The organism is Bacteroidia bacterium (genome assembly GCA_016218155.1).
GTDB lineage: Bacteria > Bacteroidota > Bacteroidia > Bacteroidales > GWA2-32-17 > GWA2-32-17.
Window position 1 is genome coordinate 57,588 of record JACREQ010000100.1, and the last position, 19,402, is coordinate 76,989.

The following is a 19,402-nucleotide window of genomic DNA, read 5'->3' on the forward strand; positions in this document are numbered from 1 at the left end:
GATGTCACCATGATGGCTTCTCCTGAGCTTATTGAAGGACTAGAAGAGTAACAATATCATCCGTTGCCGTCAAGTCTTTCGACCTGACCGAATTAATTTTCTTCATTTGCAATAAACTCGAGATATTTAAACACAAATCTGAGTTCTGCGTATGAAATGTTATCGTCTAATGCAGTTTTTACATTAACTATAGATTTTGATTTGCTTTGATTTATGTAATCTGTTACAGCATCTACTTTTGCTTTTGTAACAACATCAAGAATATCAAGTTTTCCTAAACCAACATAATAAGCTAAATGTCATTCTATCGTTGACCTTGCAAAATTTCTTTCCAGTGCAATTTCATCAATACTTCTGCCTGATTTAAATAAATCCAAACTGAGTTTTTTCGAATCAACTTTTTCCTTTTTCTCAATTTTTGATTTATTTGTCTTAGTTTTTATTTTAATTTGTTGTTTTTCTATATTATTTCTTTCACAGTAGGATGAAATTATTTCTATAATCTCGAGTCCAAATTGTTTTATTTTCTTCTCTCCAATACCCTTTATCCCCCTTAGTTCGCCAATTGTAGTAGGCAAGTATTTTAAAAGTTCTGCCATCGCTTTATATGGCAAAATCATGTATTCGTCAGAATCATTTTCTTCTGCTAACATTTTACGCCAATTTTTCAATTCCATATACAAAGAAGAATGTGGCGAATCTTTTACTCCTTCAAATTTTACAATTTGTTTAGTTTTAACTGATGATTTAAAATCAATCTCGGCATTTGCTTTTGTTTTAATATATGCAAGAGTTTCAAAACCATGAATACATAACTTAAGACTAGTAACTTTTACAAAAACATCTCTTTGTAATTTTTCTAAAATATCATTAATTGTTTTTTTGATTTCTTTATTGTCTATATCAAAATTGATTTCTTTGATAAATGAGAATAATATATTTTCTGTTTTTTCGGCAAAATAAACAGATGCTTTTTTTACCCTATCCTGAATTTCTTCACTTTCTTCAGGCAAATTGTTTTTAGAAAGAAGCTGGTTTAACTGTAATATAAACTTATCAGAAATAGTATAAATTTCTGTAACAAATATTTCTTCTTTCTTTTTTATTTCGTCAATTAATGTTACTGGAATAATATTAGAATTTTCTATTAAGTTCTTTTGCAAATACGAATATCTACTCTTTATTGACTTATAATCAAATAGCTCATATAACAACGATTGCTGGTAAGCAATTTTAGAATCCTGTAGTTGTTTTTCGTCAGGCTCATTATTCCTGACTCCATCAGAAAACTCGGAAACTGTGTTATCTGTTTTAACAGAACGTATTGTTATAGGAGAACTTAACACCATACCTTCAAAAGTCTTACATCTACTTAATGCTACATACACCTGTCCGTGAGCAAACGAAGCGTTTGCATCAATAATTGCTTTTTCAAAAGTTAACCCTTGGCTTTTATGTATTGTTATAGCCCAGGCTAACTTTAGAGGATATTGAGTAAAACTTCCTATAACATTCTCTTTAATTTCTTTTGTTTCTTCGTCTAGAAAATATTTTACATTTTGCCATTCCTCTTTATTCACTGGAATTTCCACAGCATCAGTCGGGCATTTAACAAAGATTACCTCATCTTCTATTCTGGTAATTTTTCAAATTTTTCCATTATAAAAAAGTTTAGCAGGCGAACTGTCGTTTTTTACAAACATTACCTGGGCACCTTTTTTTAATTCAAGATCAAGCTCTGTTGGATAAGAGTATTCGGGAAAATCATCCTTTATCTCCGCCTTAAAACTCTTAACAGCGTGCTTAATTTTCTTAAGTTTTGAAACATTTATTTCGTGTGCATTTGCATTGTGAGTTGTTAATATTATATAACCCTCGTTGTCATCTGCACTAAAACCGGGAATATACCTGCTGTTTAATTCTTCAAGAGTCTTTTGTTCAATTTTATTATTACGAATCTGATTAAGCATATTTATAAAATAGGTGTCGGTCTGACGATAAATATGCCTTAGTTCAATGCTTACAGATTGTGTTTGTTTTAATGCTTTACTGCTAAAAAAATAAACCGTTTCATAATATTTTTTTAAAATATTCCATTCCTCATCCTTAATAACCGGCGAAAGCTGATGTAAGTCGCCAATCATCAATAACTGTACCCCACCAAATGGTTTCGATCTATCCTTGTATTTTTTTAATACCTCATCAACAGCATCCAGCATATCTGCCCTAACCATAGATATTTCGTCAATCACTAATAAATCCAGGCCACGAATAATATTAATTTTTTCGCGATTAAATTTTTTATGAGATGGATTTGGTTGATCTATATTGGGCTTATTATTTTCACCCAATTCGCTTAAAGGTATATGTGGGCCAAATGCCAGCTGAAAAAATGAATGTATGGTAACACCACCTGCATTAATTGCTGCCACTCCGGTTGGTGCAACAACAACCATTCGCTTTGGCGATGACTTTTTTAAATTGTGAAGAAAAGTAGTTTTTCCAGTACCAGCTTTTCCGGTTAAAAAAATTGATTTATCAGTGTACTGAACAAAATCATAAGCTAATTGCAGCTGGGGATTATAATGTTCAGTCATTTGAAATTTTTTGAAAATTATTCTGCTTCAATTAACTTAACCTGAGCTTTAACTTCGTTCCAAACTTCTTCGCTCATTTTTGCACCAATAGTTTCTATAACTTTTCCTGATAAAAGTGAACCTATCTTTCCACATTTTTCAAAGCTTAAATTATTTATCAAACCATAAAGAAAACCTGCAGCATAAAGATCGCCGGCACCTGTTGTGTCAATACTGTTAGCCTTTATTGAAGAAATTGTATAAACATTTCCGTTATTTTTTACAAGTGATCCTTCCTTTCCTAATTTCACAACAGCAATTTTACATTCTTCTGCAATAATATGTAACGACTCCTGAGGATTTTTTCCTGTATAAGCTTTTGCTTCTTCTTCGTTTGCAAAAACTATATCAACATATTTTTTTACAAAGTCATGTAAAAAATCTCTGTTTGCTTCAACTACATTAAAACTTGCCAAATCTAATGAAATCATTAATCCAGCTTTCTTAGCTTCTGTAGCCGCTTTAATCATTAATTCATGATTCTGTAATAAATATCCTTCTATATGAAAATATTTATACCCCGAAAAAAATTCTTCTTTAATATCATTTGCCGTTAACTCAACTGCAGCTCCTAAAAAAGTAGCAAACGTTCTTTCAGAATCAGGCGTAACCATTGCTATTGCACAACCTGACTCGTTTTCGCTATTTAAAAGAATTGGAGAAATTCCACTACTTTTTAAATCAGTGCTAAAAAATGTTCCAAATTTATCTACACCAACTTTACCAATAAAGGCAGTTATTACACCAAGCTTTGCTAATCCGTGAATAGTATTTGCAGCACTTCCGCCCGAAGCTATAGTTTGAGGCATATCTTTTATTACCTCCAATACTTTTTGTGATGCCATTTTATCAACCAATTGCATACTTCCCTTAGGATACTCTAAATTACTTAATATCTCATCGTTATGCAACTTAGTCATAATATCTGTAAGTGCATTTCCAATACCAATTACTCCTGACATAAATTATAATTTTAAATTTTTTACAAATGTATTTTTATTTTATAAAAAATCCACTATTTTTGCAATCCCAAATTCCTCAGTAGCTCAGTTGGTCAGAGCACCTGACTGTTAATCAGGGGGTCCTTGGTTCAAGTCCAAGCTGGGGAGCTAGTTAAAAACCTTGTAATTAAAACATTGCAAGGTTTTTTGTTTTTATATAACTCAAATATAATTGCTTTATATATTAAATACAGTATTATAAATATCGGTGATATTATGTCTGATAAATTGTTAATATCTCAAATACCAACTTATTTCATTTTTAATATCTTTGTGTTTATACAATCTATAACTATTGAATATGAGCAAAATAGTAAATATTCTTTTAATCCTTGGATTAGTTTTAATAATCAGCTGTATAAAAAAAGAGGAAACAAATACACCTGAACCTATTTCAATTACAATGAATGCTACAGAGACTGCACTGGTTGGTCAATGGAGCTGGGATAGAACTGAAACATATAATAGCACAAATGGCTTATTGAGTACTATTCAGTATTCAAATGGCGATTACGAAACATATAATAACGGAAATCTTACAGGTACAGAGAATAATAATCCATCTTATTATTATTATAAATTTCTTAATACTTCTTATCAGAAAGAAGGAGTTAGTTTAGAACAAAGATGGTTTGATTTAAAATTAAATGCCAACGGGGATTTATCTGATGGAGCATGGGTTGTAAAAATTAATTATTCAGGTAGTGGTAAAGACTTTATTCAGGTTCCTTTTAACGCATATATTTACACATTATCTACAACTGAGTTAATTACCAGAAATAATACTAATTCTGAATTGTTTGGTACAATAATAAAGTATTATCATAAACTTTAGCATTGGTAATAGTCATCTTCTAATTCAATCAGGGTTTAAAAATTAAAAATGACTCCCGTATTCTTTAACAACCAATTAGAATTCAGAAAATGGTTAGAAAATAATCATGAAAAAGAAAAAGAATTATTGGTTGGATATTACAAAGTTGGTAGTGGTAAACAAAATATGACATGGTCGGAGTCAGTTGATCAGGCAATTTGTTATGGCTGGATAGATGGGGTTCGTAAATCTATCGACAAAAATAGTTATTGCATTAGATTTACACCAAGAAAACCAAAAAGTAACTGGAGTGAAATTAATATTAAAAAAGTAGAAGAATTAACAAAACAGGGACTAATGCACCCATCCGGAATAGCAATTTTTAATATTAGATTGCAAAATCATTCCGGTGTATATAGTTATGAAAACAGACCCGAAATACTTTCAGACGATTTTGAAAAGATATTCAAAGCAAACAAAAAAGCATGGAGTTTTTTTGAATTACAATCATCGTCGTATAAAAAAACTTTTTCACATTGGGTAATGAGCGCAAAACAAGAATCAACAAAAATTAACAGGCTTAATAAATTGATTAAACAAAGTGAATTAAAACAAAAATTGTTTTAAAAATAATAGTATTTTTAAATAAAAATATCAGAGATGAAAATAGAATGGTTAATGAATTATAGCCCTGTATTATTGGCATTCTGTGCTACAATGTTTACATGGTTTATAACAGCATTAGGAGCATCGATGGTCTTTTTCTTTAAAACAATTAACAAAAAAATTCTTAATTCGATGCTGGGATTTGCTGCAGGTGTAATGATAGCAGCAAGTTTCTGGTCGCTTCTTAAACCTGCAATAGAAATGGCAGAGGCAAGCGGAACAATACCATGGCTGCCAGCTTTAGTTGGATTTCTATCTGGCGGTGCATTTTTATTTTTAATAGATAAGCTATTACCTCATTTACATATGGGTTTATCTACAGATAAAGCAGAAGGAATAAAAACAACATGGCAAAGAAGTGTTCTTCTTGTTCTGGCTATCACACTTCATAATATTCCAGAAGGACTCGCGGTAGGTATAGCTTTTGGAGCATTAGCAAATAATCCTGATATAGGATTACTTACTGGTGCAATTGCTCTTACTATTGGTATTGGCTTGCAGAATTTTCCTGAGGGGGCAGCAGTATCTATTCCACTAAGACGAGAAGGTTTTTCAAGATTCAGAGCATTTAATTACGGTCAATTGTCAGGCATTGTTGAGCCTATTGCCGGAGTATTAGGAGCATATTTAGTTTTAACAATAACCCCTATTCTTCCTTATGCACTTTCGTTTGCTGCAGGCGCTATGATATTTGTTGTTGTAGAAGAGTTAATTCCCGAATCGCAATCAGGTAACGAAACTGACTTATCTACAATTGGCGCAATGTTAGGTTTTGCAACTATGATGTTACTTGATGTTTCATTAGGTTAACAAATCAAGTTGCTAGCTGAAATTCTTTCTCTAACATTTTACACAATACCTTAACTCTTTTTCAATAATTTCATTTATTTTGTCAGCCAAAGTATAAATCATAAAATGCCCTCCTCCTTCAATTTTATAATCAGGCTTAACAAATCTTAAAGGTAACATTTTATCTTTAGTACCATGTATGTGAATTATTTCCGAATTAGCGGCTTCAATTTTCCATGAAATTAGAGCATTCATTGCCCACTTCATAAACAAAGAATCCGAATCATTTAAAATCTCTGTAAGAAGTTTTCTCTCTTCATCGTTTGATGTACCAAACAAATCAAATAAAACCTTATTAGGTTTATTAAATAATTTTGCCGGAATAATTTTCTGTATTTTAAGTTTACCTGCAAATCTTAAATAATCGGGTATTTCATTTCTACTTTGCAGGCTTGAAATAACAATAGATTTAATTGGTTTTGTAAACGTTGTTAATTCATTAACAATAATTCCTCCAAAAGAAAGTCCAATTAAAATAAAAGGATTGGCAATGTCAATTTGATCAGATAGCCTTCGCACATAACTGCTTAATGACTCACACTTTTCTGGTGAAATCCATTTTATATGCTTTATTTTAAAACTATCCGGAAAAACTAATTTCCGAAATGCCCTTTCATCGGCTCCAAGACCGCTTATCAGATATATTGTTATTTCCTTATTCAAGTTCATCACAATTATACCTGAAACCTCAATACTGTTTTAAGTTTATCTGGACTTACCTTTCTGGCATCCGACAAATAAATTTCTCGATGAATTTTGCATTTTCTTTTTAACAATTGTTCCTGAGCAAATAATTCCATTTTTTTAAAGCTTTCTGGTTCACTATCATAACTTCCACAATGCAACATCTGCACACATTTTCCTTCTTCAATAATTTCGAAATTTACTTTATTAAGCAACACATTAGGTTTCTTTTTTTTGGTTCTTTCAATAATTTCATTTGCAAAATCAGCATTCACAAAATCGGGTTGCCTCATCATTAAGGTAAAAACTAATGTGTTTTTATCAATAATACCATTAAAGTTATTCTTTGCCTCTTCGTCAATATCCCATACGCCCTCTAAAGGATAAACAGTATAATCAAAATAATTCTTTGGTTCAATATTTTGTTTCTGGCTCATTTTAATTCCATACGAAAGCGAATATAAGACTCCTATGTATTCTGCAAAAAAATCATCATTCGGATTTCCTTTGCCTTTTATTGTATAAAATTTAAATTCTGGAATAGTAATAATTTCTGGTTTGTTTTTCGGAAGATAAAATTCTTTTTCTTTTTTTTTCCATTCATGTTTCATATAGTAATCTGTTATTTATAGCTTATAATTTTACAAATTTTGTATAAACACTTTGTTTCTGACTATTTATTTTAATAACATAAACTCCGCTTTTAAATAAGGACACATTTAATTCAGTATTTGCTTCGTTAATTTCTATACTTTGTAACAATTTACTATTTATATCGAAAACTTCAACAGTTTTTTTATTAATTGTAATATCAGTATTAATATATAATTTATCAGTTGCCGGATTAGGGTAAATTGTTAAATTAAAATCTGCTTCATGTTCAGTTATTCCCATTACAGGATTTACTTTTAATATCCAGCCATCAGCACTTCCATGATTTAATGTAACATCAAAATTAGTTGAATATGTAAAACCAGTAACAACAAAAAGATTTGCAGATTCTTCAAAAACATTGAAACTTTCATCCTGTCCCGAACCACCACAACATCTTTGTCCTAGTAACACACCTGAGGAATTAACTCTTGCAACCCAAATATCAGGATCAAAAAAACTTCCTGTATGAAAACCTGACACATCGCCATTATTTGAAGCAGTTAATCCACACATAACAAAGCCACCATCAGATGTTCTTGTTAATCCGTTTGCCTGATCATCATTATCACCTCCATAACATTTTGCCCAATTAAGTGTTCCGTCAGTATTAAGTTTTAATAACCAAAAATCGTCAGTCCCCTGTGAACCATGGTGTCCTGTAATATTCCCATTATTATGACTACTTGTATAACCCAATACTGAGTATGTTCCATCAGTTAGCTGAACAATTGCATTTCCTTCTTCTGTTCCCGAACCTCCGTAACATTTTACCCAATCAATTTGAAGTGTTGAATTAAGCTTTGCAATAAGCATATCAGAACCACTATTGTAACCTGTAACATCACCGTCATTTGAATAAGTTCTGCCTGTTAAAACACAACCCTGATCGGAAGTTAAGTACATATTTATTCCTTCATCAGTGTTTGTACCGCCTACACATTTTTGATATAACAATGTGCCTGTATTGCTGATTTTGATTGCCCAAAAATCATTATAACCTGTGCCATGATTACCACTTACATCACCATCATTTGAATACGTTGTTCCTGCAATATAAAACTCTTCGGAGGTAGTCATTGCAATAGCTTTTCCTTCATCATCATTTGTTCCTCCGTAACATTTATTCCAAATCAAAGTTCCTGCTGAATTTAATTTTAAAACCCAAAAATCACTGTAATAATTTGCACCATGATGACCTGTAACATCTCCATCATTAGAATCTGCCCATCCAGCAACCATAAAGCCTCCATCAGATGTTTGTATTATATCATAACCTTGCTCATCGCTTGTACCACCATACAATTTTGACCATACTATAGTTCCTGCCGAATTTGTTTTTGCAACCCATAAATCATTTTCTCCATGATTAGAACTAACATCACCATCATTAGATTTAGAAAACCCTACAAATGCATAACCACCATCTGTTGTTTTAATTGTTTTACAGGCATATTCATGATCAGTTCCACCATAGGTTTTTTGCCAATACAGTTGTGCATTAATATTGTTAAAAACAAATACCATTAAAATAAAAAAGTATAATTTTTTCATATATTAATTAATTAGTTACACAAAAATATAATAAAGTAGCAATTTAATGACAATTAGTTTAATAAAAAAAAAAACCATTTTCAACCAATAGTAACTTTTAATATACATTCTGGATAAAACGACATATGAATTCAACTAAATAATAATGTGCCCAATATTTTCAAACAAACAAACATGAATTTTACTTACATATACGTCTAATATTCATACTAATACAAACATTAAGTGATTTTATATCTGTACAACATATATAAAATACTTACATCTCATTTATAATTTGATGAGCAAAATATCCCATTAATATATTTTTTCGCAGCTTTGGTAGATTACATTTTTTAATACTTCTTTTCTATATTAATTTTAAATAAAATTAAAAAATATGAAACTTATATTTGTTATTACAATATTTCTCAGCATCCAGATAATCCTATTTGGGCAAAACACTAAAAGAGAATATTCTACTACCAGAACATCTGTTATACCAAAAATTGATGGAATTCTTGATGATATTTGTTGGCAGAAAGCTTTTTCAGCAGAAAATCTGCAACAATTGAGACCTATTGAAGGTGCAAATGCAACAATGAGTACAGTTGTTAAGGTTTTGTATGACAATAATGCCATTTATGTTTATGCGATGATGTATGACCCTTCTCCTGATAGCATTAAAAATGAATTGGGTGCAAGAGATAATATGAGTGTAAATGCGGACGCATTTTATATTGGATTTATACCATATAATCGTTTGGATGCATATGTTTTTGGACTTACCGCATCAGGTATTCAATGCGACGTAAGAGATTCCGATCCGACTTATGATGCAGTGTGGGAAAGTGCCGTAAAAATAAATGATAAAGGCTGGGCTGCTGAAATGAAGATTCCATATTCTGCAATTCGCTTTCCCTCAGAAGAAAAACAATCATGGGGATTTCAATTTACACGTGACATAAAACGTAACGGAGAATATGATCAGTGGGCACTTACTCCGCCTACATTATCAAATTCCAGACTAAACTGGGGAACAATTAACAATTTAGAAAATATTAAAGCACCATTGAGACTTTCTTTAACGCCATTCATTTCCGGTTATTATGAAAACGTTCCTCAGTTTTATGGCAATGATGTAAAATATAACAATACATACTCATATAACTTTGGTGCCGATCTTAAATATGGAATAGATGAAAAATTTACTCTGGACTTAACACTTATGCCAGATTTTAATCAGGTTCAGTCTGATAACAAAGTTAAAAACCTTGGTTATAACGAAATTACATATAATGAAAATCGCCCTTTCTTTAAAGAAGGCACTGAACTTTTTACTAAAAATGCTTTATTCTACTCAAGAAGAATCGGACAGACACCGTCAGGGTATTATGCAGCACAATACAATTTACAGGAAAACGAAATGCTGAAAGCAAATCCATCAAAAACTAGATTATTGAACGCTGTTAAAATATCAGGCAGAAATAATAATGGAGTTGGAATAGGATTCTTTAATGCTATTACCGATAATACTTTTGCTATTGCAGAAGATTCAACAGGAAACATAAGAAAAATATTAACAGAACCTTTAACAAATTACAACATACTTGTTTTTGATCAACAGTTAAAAAATAATTCTTCTTTTTATCTTATTAACACAAATGTTATAAGAGCAAAAGATTATCCGGCAGCAAATGTTACTGGAAGCGGCTTTACATTCAATAACAAGAAAAACACATATGCAATTGATGGTAGTGTAGCGCTTAGTCAGATTTTTTCGAAGCAGGATTCAACACCTGATATGTTTAACGATAAAATGGGGTACAGATATTTTATAGGTGCAAGAAAGTCGAGTGGAAATATTTTATTTGGCATTTCCCACACAATGATTAATAAATCTTACGATTCTCGCGATATGGGGTATTTTGTTATCGGAAACAGAGCAATAGAAAGATTTTATTTTAATTATAACATTTATAAACCAAATAATCTCTTTCAGAATTCATATAATTCCATTTCTATGGATTATGGCACAAATCCCGTTACCGGCAAAATGATTACTTCTCAGGTAAATGTTAATTTATATTTTACACTTCTTGATTTTAGTAATTTTAATATCGGCGCAAATTGTGCTCCTTTTAGTGTTTATGATTATTATGAACCAAGAGTAGCTGGAAGATATTCCAAAACTTTCAGATATTATTATGCCTATGCCGACTTTAATACAGATACAAGAAAAGCACTTGCACTTGAATTCCATCTTGAAGGTGGGGATTTTTTAGAAAATTTCAGAGGTGTTGGATTTGGTAACCAAACCGGAATAAGATACAGATTTAATAACAGGCTTCAGGCTAAATATATTTTCAATTATAATAACGATTCTTACAATATTGGCTTTGCAGATATTTATAACGATCAAATAATATATGGTGGAAGAAAACTTATTACTTTTATAAACAGTTTAAGCTGCCAGTATCTGTTTACAAAAGACATGAACATTTCTGTTACTGCCCGTCACTATTGGAATACAGGAGAATATAAAAAATACTATTCCTTATTGGAAAATGGAGGTATTTCTGAAACATCAGATTATTCCGGAAATAATAACTTTAACTTTAATTTATTTAACATTGATTTAATTTATAGCTGGCAATTTGCTCCAGGAAGCACTATGTCTGTTGTATATAAAAATGCTATCGAATCTGAAACAGGCGAAATAATACACAATTATTCCAGTAATTTTAAAAACACATTTGATTCTCCCCAAACAAATAGTCTTTCATTAAAAATATTGTATTATTTAGATTATCAATATCTGAACAAATTAAAAAAGGAAGCCTAGAACTTAAAACAGAAAAAGGAAACTACTACTTGTCAAAATAAATTAATATACCTTGTAAAAATCATAAAAACTCTGAAATAAAATTTTCTTTTAATTTAAGCTTGATTTTCAAAAAGATAAAAATTACATTTACATTTGAAATTCAATTTACTAACTTAAATTATTTACCTATGAAGAAAAATTTTATTCTTTTAATTGTTCTTGCTTTTATAACTACAAACACATTTTCCCAGAAGCTCGATAAATTCGGTGCTGACTTGGGAAAGAAAAGTGTAATGGGAAAAGAAGTAAGACTTCCGTACACAGATATTATCAGTTATTACGGATACATTGCTAAAGGCGCAACACCAGATGAAACAAAAGATGGCAAAAAGTATTATTATCTCTATTTATGGGTTTCAGTAGCAGCACCAGAAATTGGAGTAAGAATGATTTCTCCGGTTCCTGCTAAAATGATTCCCGAAGAAGGTGATTTTAAAAGTGCTGATTACGATAAAAACACAAGCGATGTGTCTAATTATTTTGACACATGGATTTCTCTTGAGAAAGCATCGGGAATTACCTCTATTGATGACATTTCAAGCAAAATAAGCGGTGCAAAATGGAACCTTTTTGACCAGAATGATGACAGTGGCGAAATGCCAGCTCAACCATCTGGAAGTAAGTACAATTCATTAATGCGTATTACCAGTAGTACAGCAGATCCATTAAAATCTCTTACAATTGGTCTTTACAGAATTGGTTTTACTACTTACAAAACCGGTGAAGTGCAAGGTAGTTTCTTAGCACAAATCGGAGCACCTGTAAAAATTCCCGGAATAATGATTGCAAAAGATGTTCAAACCCTTGTAAAAATGCTAACCGAAAAGAAATAACAATAAATACATTATTTAAAAAGCCATCCGCATTGGATGGCTTTTTTGTTTTATTTCCTTGCCCTAATAATAAGACTATGATTTATTGTTTTTAATAATCTTAACAGACTCTTTTTTATTATTTAAAGAATTGATTACAGTAATAATATATATCCCATTTCTGAAATTTGTTATATCCACTTTATTTCTTTTATCAAATATTTTTCCCTGACTTACAATTAAACCATTTAAGTTTGCCATTTGATACGTAAAAACTCCTGATTTCTGCAGATCAATATTAATATAATCCTGTGCTGGATTAGGGTACACACTTTCAATTATTTCCATTTCTTCCTTATCAAAAGTCAATTCTAAATTATCATTTATTTTGCTAACATAACCAGAAATAATAGTATCAGGGATAATATTATTAACGATAACACCGTACAGTTTTTTCATCTCATCTTTGTAAGGATGAAGCCTGATAATTGTTGTATCGCTACTCATGTAAGCTATTAGCTTTTTATAATTCCCTTTTCTGACTTCATTCTCAACAGAACACATCTGCGACCAGGAACTATTAAGTCCATAAATTAGGCTATCAGAAATTTTAACAGCATAAATGTAATAATAGCCTTCTTTTATTTTTTCACTGAAATAAAAGAGCCCCCTGTATTTTGATACTGAACCATAAAACAAAGTATCGCCAGTATTATTTGTTATGAGATTAAAATTTTTATTTGAAGTTATAGTTAAATGCAAGCTGTCTTTTTCCCTTTTTATTATCAGCTCATTTCCTAATATTTTTGTAAGTTCTTTGTTTTTCTTTGGAAACGGAGAATCATAAGTTGTTTCTGCATTGTCGCATGAATTAAAAATCACAATTAATGCAAAGTTGCATAATATCCAGATTGTTTTCATAATTTTAAAATTAGAGGATTTATACTAAACAAAAAGCAATTAATTGTTTTCATTTAATAAAAATACTTCAAAAAAGTAACCTTAATAAAGGAAGTATTTTTCTCTTTATTAAATATTGAAAAAAATATTTTTTATGTGCAACTTTAATTACTGCCCCTCACAATATTTCTTTATCTCATCGCTTTGTGAAAAACCGCTCATTTCTTGATATATTTTAAAATCTGAACATGCCCCATCCTTGTCAAAAATGGCTTTCTTTGAATATGCTCTACTTAAATAATACATGTAAAATTTGGGTTTTAATTCAATCGCTTTATTAAAATCATCGACTGATTCTTTTAATTTTCCAATTTTATAATATGAATAACCTCTTATATTATAATAATTATCGTTTTTTGAGTTCAATTCAATTGCCGAACTATAATTCTTAATTGCTCCTATATAATCCTGAGTTGCAAATTTCTTAAATCCACTATCAGCATATTGTTCGGCAGTTTGAGCATAACTATTTTTAGTTGTTAAACAAAATAAAAATGTAAAAAAAATAAGAAATAAGAACTTTTTCATTTTGCAAACACTTAAATTACTGAATAACAAATATAATTTTTTTAATTAATATTATATCTGGTTTATAGATGAAAATTCTGCTTTCATAGATTGTATTTGCTTTTTATAAGTAAATATGGTTATTTCGTATAAAATATTAATTAAATGAAAAAAAATATAATTATTCTATCGCATCTAATATTTTGGCTCATAGTTATTTCTGTTGGGCTTTTTCCAGTAATTACTGTTGAAGATCCGGTTAAGGTTCACAGAGCTCTGGTCGATGAGGCATTCCTAAATCCAATGGTTGCAATTATATTTTATATTTTTTATTTATGGGTTGCTCCAAAAACTCTTTCTAGAAAAAAAATAGGTCTTTTTATGTTAGTGTTTTTTGTAACTGTAACACTGTACACAACATTAATTATGCAATTTTACCCTAAATTATTATATAGTATAATTTCTCCTCCTGAAAAGCCAATTTCAATGATAAGATGGTATGCATCATCATTTACTTTACATTTTATGTATGCATTATGGGGCACAATGTTTCGCTTTACTATAGATTGGTTTGAAAGCAACCAGAAACAAAAGGAATTGGAAAAACAAAATATCACAGGAGAACTTGCATTATTGCGATCACAAATTAACCCACACTTTCTTTTCAACACTTTAAATAATATTAATTCATTTGTTAATCGTGATCCAGAAGTTACCTCCTCGGGTATAATTAAGCTTTCTGAAATTATGCGTTACATGCTATATGATGCAGATGTAAATAAAGTTTTACTCGATAAAGAAATTTCATATATTAAAAGTTATATCGATTTACAAAAACTAAGATTAAAAGATCCAAATTTCGTAACTTTTAATATTGATGGTATAACTGAAGGTATGACTATCCCTCCATTATTATTAGTTCCATTTATCGAGAATGCATTTAAGCATGGGAAAAAAAATATTGAAAGTCCGGGAATTATTATTTCTTTAAAAGTCACAGGTAATATTCTGTATTTTGTTTGTAAAAATCATATTCTTTCTGCTGATGATAACAAGCAGGAACAAGGAGGTTTTGGACTTAAAAACATTAAACGAAGGTTAGATTTATTATATGGAAAAAATTATAGTTTAGATATTCTTTCAGAAAACGAAGTTTTTATTGTCAAATTAACAATCAGAGATTATGAAAATCAGATGTATAGCGATTGACGATGAACCACCTGCACTTGTGCAGATGGAAGAATTCATTTCCAGGGTACCATTTCTGGAGCTTATTCACACTTTTGATAATGGTATTTCTGCTATCGAATTTCTAAAAGAAACAGAAATAGATTTAATTTTTCTTGATATAGAAATGGAAGGTTTTACGGGTATTCAAATGCTTAAGGTAATTAAAAACAAGCCATTTGTAATTTTAACTACCGCCTATGACCAGTATGCCATTCAGGCATTCGACCTTGATGTAACCGATTACCTTTTGAAACCAATTTCATTTGAAAGATTTTACAAATCAGTTGAGAAAGTATATGATATTATTAATGAGAAGAAACAGCCTGCAACTTCAGTTACTCAGGCAATTTCCAATGAAGAGAAAAATTACATTTTTGTAAAAACAGAGTACAGAATGCAAAGGGTTGACTTTAAAGATATACTTTACATTGAAGGATTAAAAGAATACTTAATAATTAAAATGGTTACAGGACGTGTTATAACATTGCAAAGTTTTAAACATATGGAAGAAATGCTTCCTGCATCTAAATTCATTCGTGTTCATAAATCATATATGGTAGCAATCGACAAAATTGAATTTATAGAAAGAAACAGAATTAAAATTGCCGATAAACTTATTCCTGTTGGCGATACTTATAAAAAAATCTTTTACGAAACTTTAGGAAATAAAGAAACTTAACAAAATAAAATATCCCGATTAATTAATCGGGATATTTTATTTTAAACTTTTAGAAAGCTAATTTAAAATCAGTTCTTTCTAATGTCAAGTTCTTCTATAATGTTATGAGCACCAGCAAACTTATCAATAATAAATAATACATAACGGGAATCTACATTAATTGTACGCTGCATTGTTTGATTAAAAACAAGATTACCACACAACCACTCCCAATTTCCATCAAACGCTAATCCTACTAACTCACCGTTTCCATTCATAATTGGACTACCTGAATTACCACCTGTAATATCATTATCAGAAATAAAACCTACTGGCATTTTACCATTCTCGTCGGCATATTGACCATAATCTTTGTTTTTATATAATTCTACCAATTTAGCAGGAACTTTAAATTCATCGTTTGTATTATCCATCTTTTCCATAATACCATCAAGATATGTCATAAATTTATAGTGTGCACCATCTCTTGGATCATAAGGTTGAACTGTTCCATAGGTAACACGAAAAGTAGAATTTGCATCAGGATAAAACTTCTTATTTGGCTGACTTAACATTAATCCTGCCTCAAACTCTCTTTCCAATGGTTTTAATTTTCCCTGAATTGCTAAATATTGTGGAACAACTGTCAATTGGTATGTTGCAAATATACTTTGAGCATATTTTAATAGAGGGTCGGAAGAAAGCGCTTTCTTTGATGGTTTATCTAAAAATTTCTGCAATCTGGCTTTATCGGTAAATATGCTCTTTGTTGCAACATCGTTTACGAATTTATCTATACTTTCGTTAATATTAGCACCTTTATAGTTTTTAGGAAGATCTTCTGTGAAAAACTTCAATTGCTTTTCGGCTGAAATATCTTTGCAATACATTTTTAACATTACAGAAAACACTTTCATATCCAGTTCTGAATAGTAGTCCTTAAAATCTTCATCCAAATCCTTTTTTAATGTAGCAGTTAGTTCATCAATCTGCTTTTTGTTTTCCTTAGTATTTTCTAATGCTGTATTTAATGCATTATAGGATTGCATTAACATTACCTGAGAGCTACCCTGCAATAATGCCTGTGATGCATAAAACAACTCCCCTCCTGTTTCACATAGTTTTTTATAACAAGAGTCAATTCCTGTTAGCACATTACCAAAACGTTTTTTATTTTCTGTAGATTGATCAACCCATTTTGTAAAATCTGCTTCAATTTGTCTTTTGGTTGAAATTGCATCAGTTTGTTTTAAGTTTAAAAGCTCACCTTTAAAATTTTTATATGTATTAGCATAAGATGCGTATCCACTTGCTAAAGCAATTCTAATTGCATCTGATTTATCCATTGCTTCCTTCCAAATTTCCAATTTTTTTCCAATTAAATTTACAAGTATTGGATTAAAAGTTGTCATTTTATAATTCATTCCAAAAGAAGTCAAATATCTCTCCGTAGTCCCCGGATATCCCATAATCATTGTAAAATCATTTTGCTTTACTCCCTTTATTGAGATTGGTAAAGAATGAAGAGGTACATAAGGAACATTATCTTTTGAATAAGCTGAAGGTTTTCCATCTTTAGTCGCATAAACTCTGAAAATACTAAAATCGCCTGTATGTCTTGGCCACATCCAGTTATCTGTATCACCTCCAAATTTACCTATTGATGAAGGTGGAAATCCAACCATTCTAACATCTTTAAAAATTTCGTAAACAAAAAGATAATATTCATTTCCAAGATACATCTCCTTTACCTTTGCTTCATAGCCTAATGATTCTTTAGTTTCTTTTTCTAGAGCAGCAATTGCCTTCTTTATTGCAGTTTTTCTTGCAGATTCATCCATTCCAACCGTAACATCTTTTAAAATTTTTTCTGTTACAGTTTCAATTTTAATTAAATGTGAAACGCAAAGTCCTTCCGCAGAAAGCTCCTGATCTTTTGCCTTTGCCCAATATCCATCAGATAGATAATCGTGCTCTACAGAAGATAATTTTGCAGCAGCATCATAACCGCAATGATGGTTTGTAAATAATAAACCAGCACCACTTACAATTTCACCTGTACAAAAACCCTGAAATTCACCACCACCTATATGACCCAACTGAAATATCGCATCCTTAATACTGGCATGGTTTATATCATATATTTGCTCAGGTGTCAACTTACAACCTAACTTCTGCATATCTGCATAATTTAGGCTTTTAATAAGATTAGGAAGCCACATACCCTCATTTGCAATTGATTTTAATACTGTTGGCATTACTAATGCAACAACGAGTAAAAAGGAAATTATTTTTTTCATTTTTAGAATTTATTTAATATACAAAAAAAGTTATTTTATTTTTAAGATTCAAACATATTCGCTCAAACTAATAAAAGTTTATACCAACACTTATTATTATACAATAAGAATAAAAAAAGCTGACTCATTTATGAGACAGCTCTTTTTTGAATTAACAATAAAAAACTAAATCTTTTTCAGCCACATATACCATGCTACTTCTCTAAGATAAGGATCTTTTTTTGCTTTTAATTTTTCTGACTCCTCTATTGTCTTTGGACTTGGTATTAAAACTTCTTCACCAGGGTTCCAGTTAGCAGGTGTCATAACACTATTTTTTTCATGTGTTTGAAGGGCAATCAGTGTACGTTTTATTTCATCCATATTTCTACCAACTGTCATTGGATAAAAGAACAAAGCCTGAATTTTATTTTCTGGGTCAATAATAAAAACACCTCGTACATCTTTTGAATTACTGGTATAAGGATGTAACATTCCATATTTTTTTGATATTTCAAGATTGGCATCTGTTACTAAAGGAAACTGTATTTTTTCTGTTTTCTTTTCATTATACTCAAGTTTTTCCATAGATCTTATCCACTCAATATGGCTGTTTATACCATCTGTAGAAATTACAACTATCGCAGCATTTAAATCTATAAAATCCTTTTGCATTGCAGATAATTCTAAAATTTCTGAGGTACAAACCGGAGTAAAATCGGCAGGATGACTAAATATTATTTTCCACTTACCAAAATAATCGTCAGGAAATTTTAATGTTCCATTTGTTGAATTTGCAACAAAAGATGGCGCTGATTCCCCTATTAATGGGATTCTTACATCCTTATTTTCTTGAGCAAAACTATAGCCCGAAAATACTATAGCAGCAATTAGTATTAATAAAATGTTTTTCATATTACTTATTTTTAATTAGATTTATTCTAAACAAAGATATTATATTAAAATACTCTTGTCAAGTAAAATAGTTTTTTTTTTACTAAATAAATGTTAAAATATTTTTAATTGGCTAACTGCATGCACTTTAAAGAGTATGCTACTAAATAAAAAACCCGCAATTAAAATTTGCGGGTTTTTTATTTTTATCTTATAACCGTTACCGTTCCGGTCTTCTCGTGCAGTATGCGTTTAAAATCTCTGAATGTACACAGCCATGAGTAATTTCCGGTTGGAGCCTTATCACCACCTTTTACAGTACCCTTCCAACCTTCATGCAT

The 19,402-nt window shown here is 30.5% G+C and carries 15 protein-coding genes, 1 tRNA gene and 1 pseudogene; 8 read left to right on the forward strand and 9 right to left on the reverse strand.

Features of this window, described 5'->3' with window-relative positions; all coding sequences use genetic code 11:
• Positions 1-92 precede the first annotated feature (92 nt).
• A pseudogene (locus HY951_15965) lies at positions 93-2,597 on the reverse strand (AAA family ATPase).
• Between the two features lie 17 nt (positions 2,598-2,614).
• Positions 2,615-3,598, reverse strand: a complete 984-nt coding sequence (locus tag HY951_15970; protein MBI5541559.1) for an adenosine kinase — start codon at positions 3,596-3,598, stop codon at positions 2,615-2,617.
• Between the two features lie 73 nt (positions 3,599-3,671).
• On the opposite strand from HY951_15970, the gene HY951_15975 reads away from it, so the two are divergent.
• The 4 genes from HY951_15975 to HY951_15990 all read left to right on the forward strand — a co-directional run bounded on the left by HY951_15975 (position 3,672) and on the right by HY951_15990 (position 5,927).
• Positions 3,672-3,745: transfer RNA gene (locus tag HY951_15975), tRNA-Asn, on the forward strand.
• A 193-nt stretch (positions 3,746-3,938) separates the two neighbouring features.
• The gene (locus HY951_15980) at positions 3,939-4,472 is read left to right on the forward strand and encodes a hypothetical protein (protein MBI5541560.1); all 534 of its coding nucleotides are present in this window, start codon (positions 3,939-3,941) and stop codon (positions 4,470-4,472) included.
• A gap of 48 nt (positions 4,473-4,520) precedes the next feature.
• Positions 4,521-5,078: a YdeI/OmpD-associated family protein gene (locus tag HY951_15985; protein ID MBI5541561.1), complete on the forward strand. Its 558-nt coding sequence runs from the start codon at positions 4,521-4,523 to the stop codon at positions 5,076-5,078.
• 33 nt (positions 5,079-5,111) lie between these two features.
• Entirely contained in the window at positions 5,112-5,927 is an 816-nt protein-coding gene (locus HY951_15990) for a ZIP family metal transporter (GenBank protein ID MBI5541562.1), read from the forward strand.
• Positions 5,928-5,957: 30 nt separating this feature from the next.
• Here HY951_15990 and HY951_15995 read toward each other — a convergent pair whose 3' ends face one another.
• From HY951_15995 to HY951_16005, 3 genes are read right to left on the reverse strand one after another with little or no spacing between them, the layout of a single operon-like run.
• The gene (locus HY951_15995; GenBank protein ID MBI5541563.1) at positions 5,958-6,629 is read right to left on the reverse strand and encodes an alpha/beta hydrolase; all 672 of its coding nucleotides are present in this window, start codon (positions 6,627-6,629) and stop codon (positions 5,958-5,960) included.
• Between the two features lie 11 nt (positions 6,630-6,640).
• A complete protein-coding gene (locus HY951_16000; GenBank protein MBI5541564.1) occupies positions 6,641-7,261 on the reverse strand; it encodes a GyrI-like domain-containing protein in 621 nt (206 codons plus the stop codon).
• A 22-nt stretch (positions 7,262-7,283) separates the two neighbouring features.
• Complete coding sequence (locus HY951_16005) at positions 7,284-8,855, reverse strand: T9SS type A sorting domain-containing protein (GenBank protein ID MBI5541565.1); 1,572 nt, start codon at positions 8,853-8,855, stop codon at positions 7,284-7,286.
• Between the two features lie 379 nt (positions 8,856-9,234).
• On the opposite strand from HY951_16005, the gene HY951_16010 reads away from it, so the two are divergent.
• The gene (locus tag HY951_16010; protein MBI5541566.1) at positions 9,235-11,679 is read left to right on the forward strand and encodes a carbohydrate binding family 9 domain-containing protein; all 2,445 of its coding nucleotides are present in this window, start codon (positions 9,235-9,237) and stop codon (positions 11,677-11,679) included.
• Positions 11,680-11,849: 170 nt separating this feature from the next.
• Positions 11,850-12,554, forward strand: coding sequence for a hypothetical protein (locus tag HY951_16015; GenBank protein ID MBI5541567.1), 705 nt, complete (start codon positions 11,850-11,852; stop codon positions 12,552-12,554).
• Positions 12,555-12,629: 75 nt separating this feature from the next.
• Here HY951_16015 and HY951_16020 read toward each other — a convergent pair whose 3' ends face one another.
• Both HY951_16020 and HY951_16025 read right to left on the reverse strand, forming a co-directional pair.
• Positions 12,630-13,454 (reverse strand): T9SS type A sorting domain-containing protein, encoded by an 825-nt coding sequence (locus tag HY951_16020; GenBank protein ID MBI5541568.1) that lies wholly within the window; start codon positions 13,452-13,454, stop codon positions 12,630-12,632.
• Between the two features lie 147 nt (positions 13,455-13,601).
• The gene (locus HY951_16025) at positions 13,602-14,021 is read right to left on the reverse strand and encodes a tetratricopeptide repeat protein (protein ID MBI5541569.1); all 420 of its coding nucleotides are present in this window, start codon (positions 14,019-14,021) and stop codon (positions 13,602-13,604) included.
• A gap of 144 nt (positions 14,022-14,165) precedes the next feature.
• Here HY951_16025 and HY951_16030 point away from each other — a divergent pair, with 144 nt between their 5' ends.
• Together HY951_16030 and HY951_16035 are read left to right on the forward strand one after the other, a co-directional pair.
• Positions 14,166-15,209 carry a histidine kinase gene (locus HY951_16030; protein MBI5541570.1) on the forward strand — a complete coding sequence of 348 codons (1,044 nt, stop codon included), beginning with the start codon at positions 14,166-14,168 and terminating at the stop codon, positions 15,207-15,209.
• Positions 15,184-15,909, forward strand: a complete 726-nt coding sequence (locus HY951_16035; GenBank protein ID MBI5541571.1) for a response regulator transcription factor — start codon at positions 15,184-15,186, stop codon at positions 15,907-15,909. Before HY951_16030 ends, HY951_16035 begins: the two co-directional genes overlap by 26 nt.
• Positions 15,910-15,977: 68 nt before the next feature.
• Here HY951_16035 and HY951_16040 read toward each other — a convergent pair whose 3' ends face one another.
• Positions 15,978-18,188, reverse strand: a complete 2,211-nt coding sequence (locus HY951_16040) for a S46 family peptidase (GenBank protein MBI5541572.1) — start codon at positions 18,186-18,188, stop codon at positions 15,978-15,980.
• Between the two features lie 165 nt (positions 18,189-18,353).
• Entirely contained in the window at positions 18,354-19,082 is a 729-nt protein-coding gene (locus HY951_16045; protein ID MBI5541573.1) for a peroxiredoxin, read from the reverse strand.
• Between the last annotated feature and the right edge of the window lie 320 nt (positions 19,083-19,402).

Bases quoted from the DNA above. Each gene is read 5' to 3' on its own strand.
- HY951_16030 (MBI5541570.1), top strand. From the start codon at position 14,166: ATGAAAAAAAATATAATTATTCTATCGCATCTAATATTTTGGCTCATA.
- HY951_16035 (MBI5541571.1), top strand. From the start codon at position 15,184: ATGAAAATCAGATGTATAGCGATTGACGATGAACCACCTGCACTTGTG.
- HY951_16015 (MBI5541567.1), top strand. From the start codon at position 11,850: ATGAAGAAAAATTTTATTCTTTTAATTGTTCTTGCTTTTATAACTACA.
- HY951_16040 (MBI5541572.1), bottom strand. From the start codon at position 18,188: ATGAAAAAAATAATTTCCTTTTTACTCGTTGTTGCATTAGTAATGCCA.
- HY951_15985 (MBI5541561.1), top strand. From the start codon at position 4,521: ATGACTCCCGTATTCTTTAACAACCAATTAGAATTCAGAAAATGGTTA.
- HY951_16045 (MBI5541573.1), bottom strand. From the start codon at position 19,082: ATGAAAAACATTTTATTAATACTAATTGCTGCTATAGTATTTTCGGGC.
- HY951_16025 (MBI5541569.1), bottom strand. From the start codon at position 14,021: ATGAAAAAGTTCTTATTTCTTATTTTTTTTACATTTTTATTTTGTTTA.
- HY951_16020 (MBI5541568.1), bottom strand. From the start codon at position 13,454: ATGAAAACAATCTGGATATTATGCAACTTTGCATTAATTGTGATTTTT.
- HY951_15990 (MBI5541562.1), top strand. From the start codon at position 5,112: ATGAAAATAGAATGGTTAATGAATTATAGCCCTGTATTATTGGCATTC.
- HY951_15970 (MBI5541559.1), bottom strand. From the start codon at position 3,598: ATGTCAGGAGTAATTGGTATTGGAAATGCACTTACAGATATTATGACT.
- HY951_16000 (MBI5541564.1), bottom strand. From the start codon at position 7,261: ATGAAACATGAATGGAAAAAAAAAGAAAAAGAATTTTATCTTCCGAAA.
- HY951_15980 (MBI5541560.1), top strand. From the start codon at position 3,939: ATGAGCAAAATAGTAAATATTCTTTTAATCCTTGGATTAGTTTTAATA.
- HY951_16005 (MBI5541565.1), bottom strand. From the start codon at position 8,855: ATGAAAAAATTATACTTTTTTATTTTAATGGTATTTGTTTTTAACAAT.
- HY951_16010 (MBI5541566.1), top strand. From the start codon at position 9,235: ATGAAACTTATATTTGTTATTACAATATTTCTCAGCATCCAGATAATC.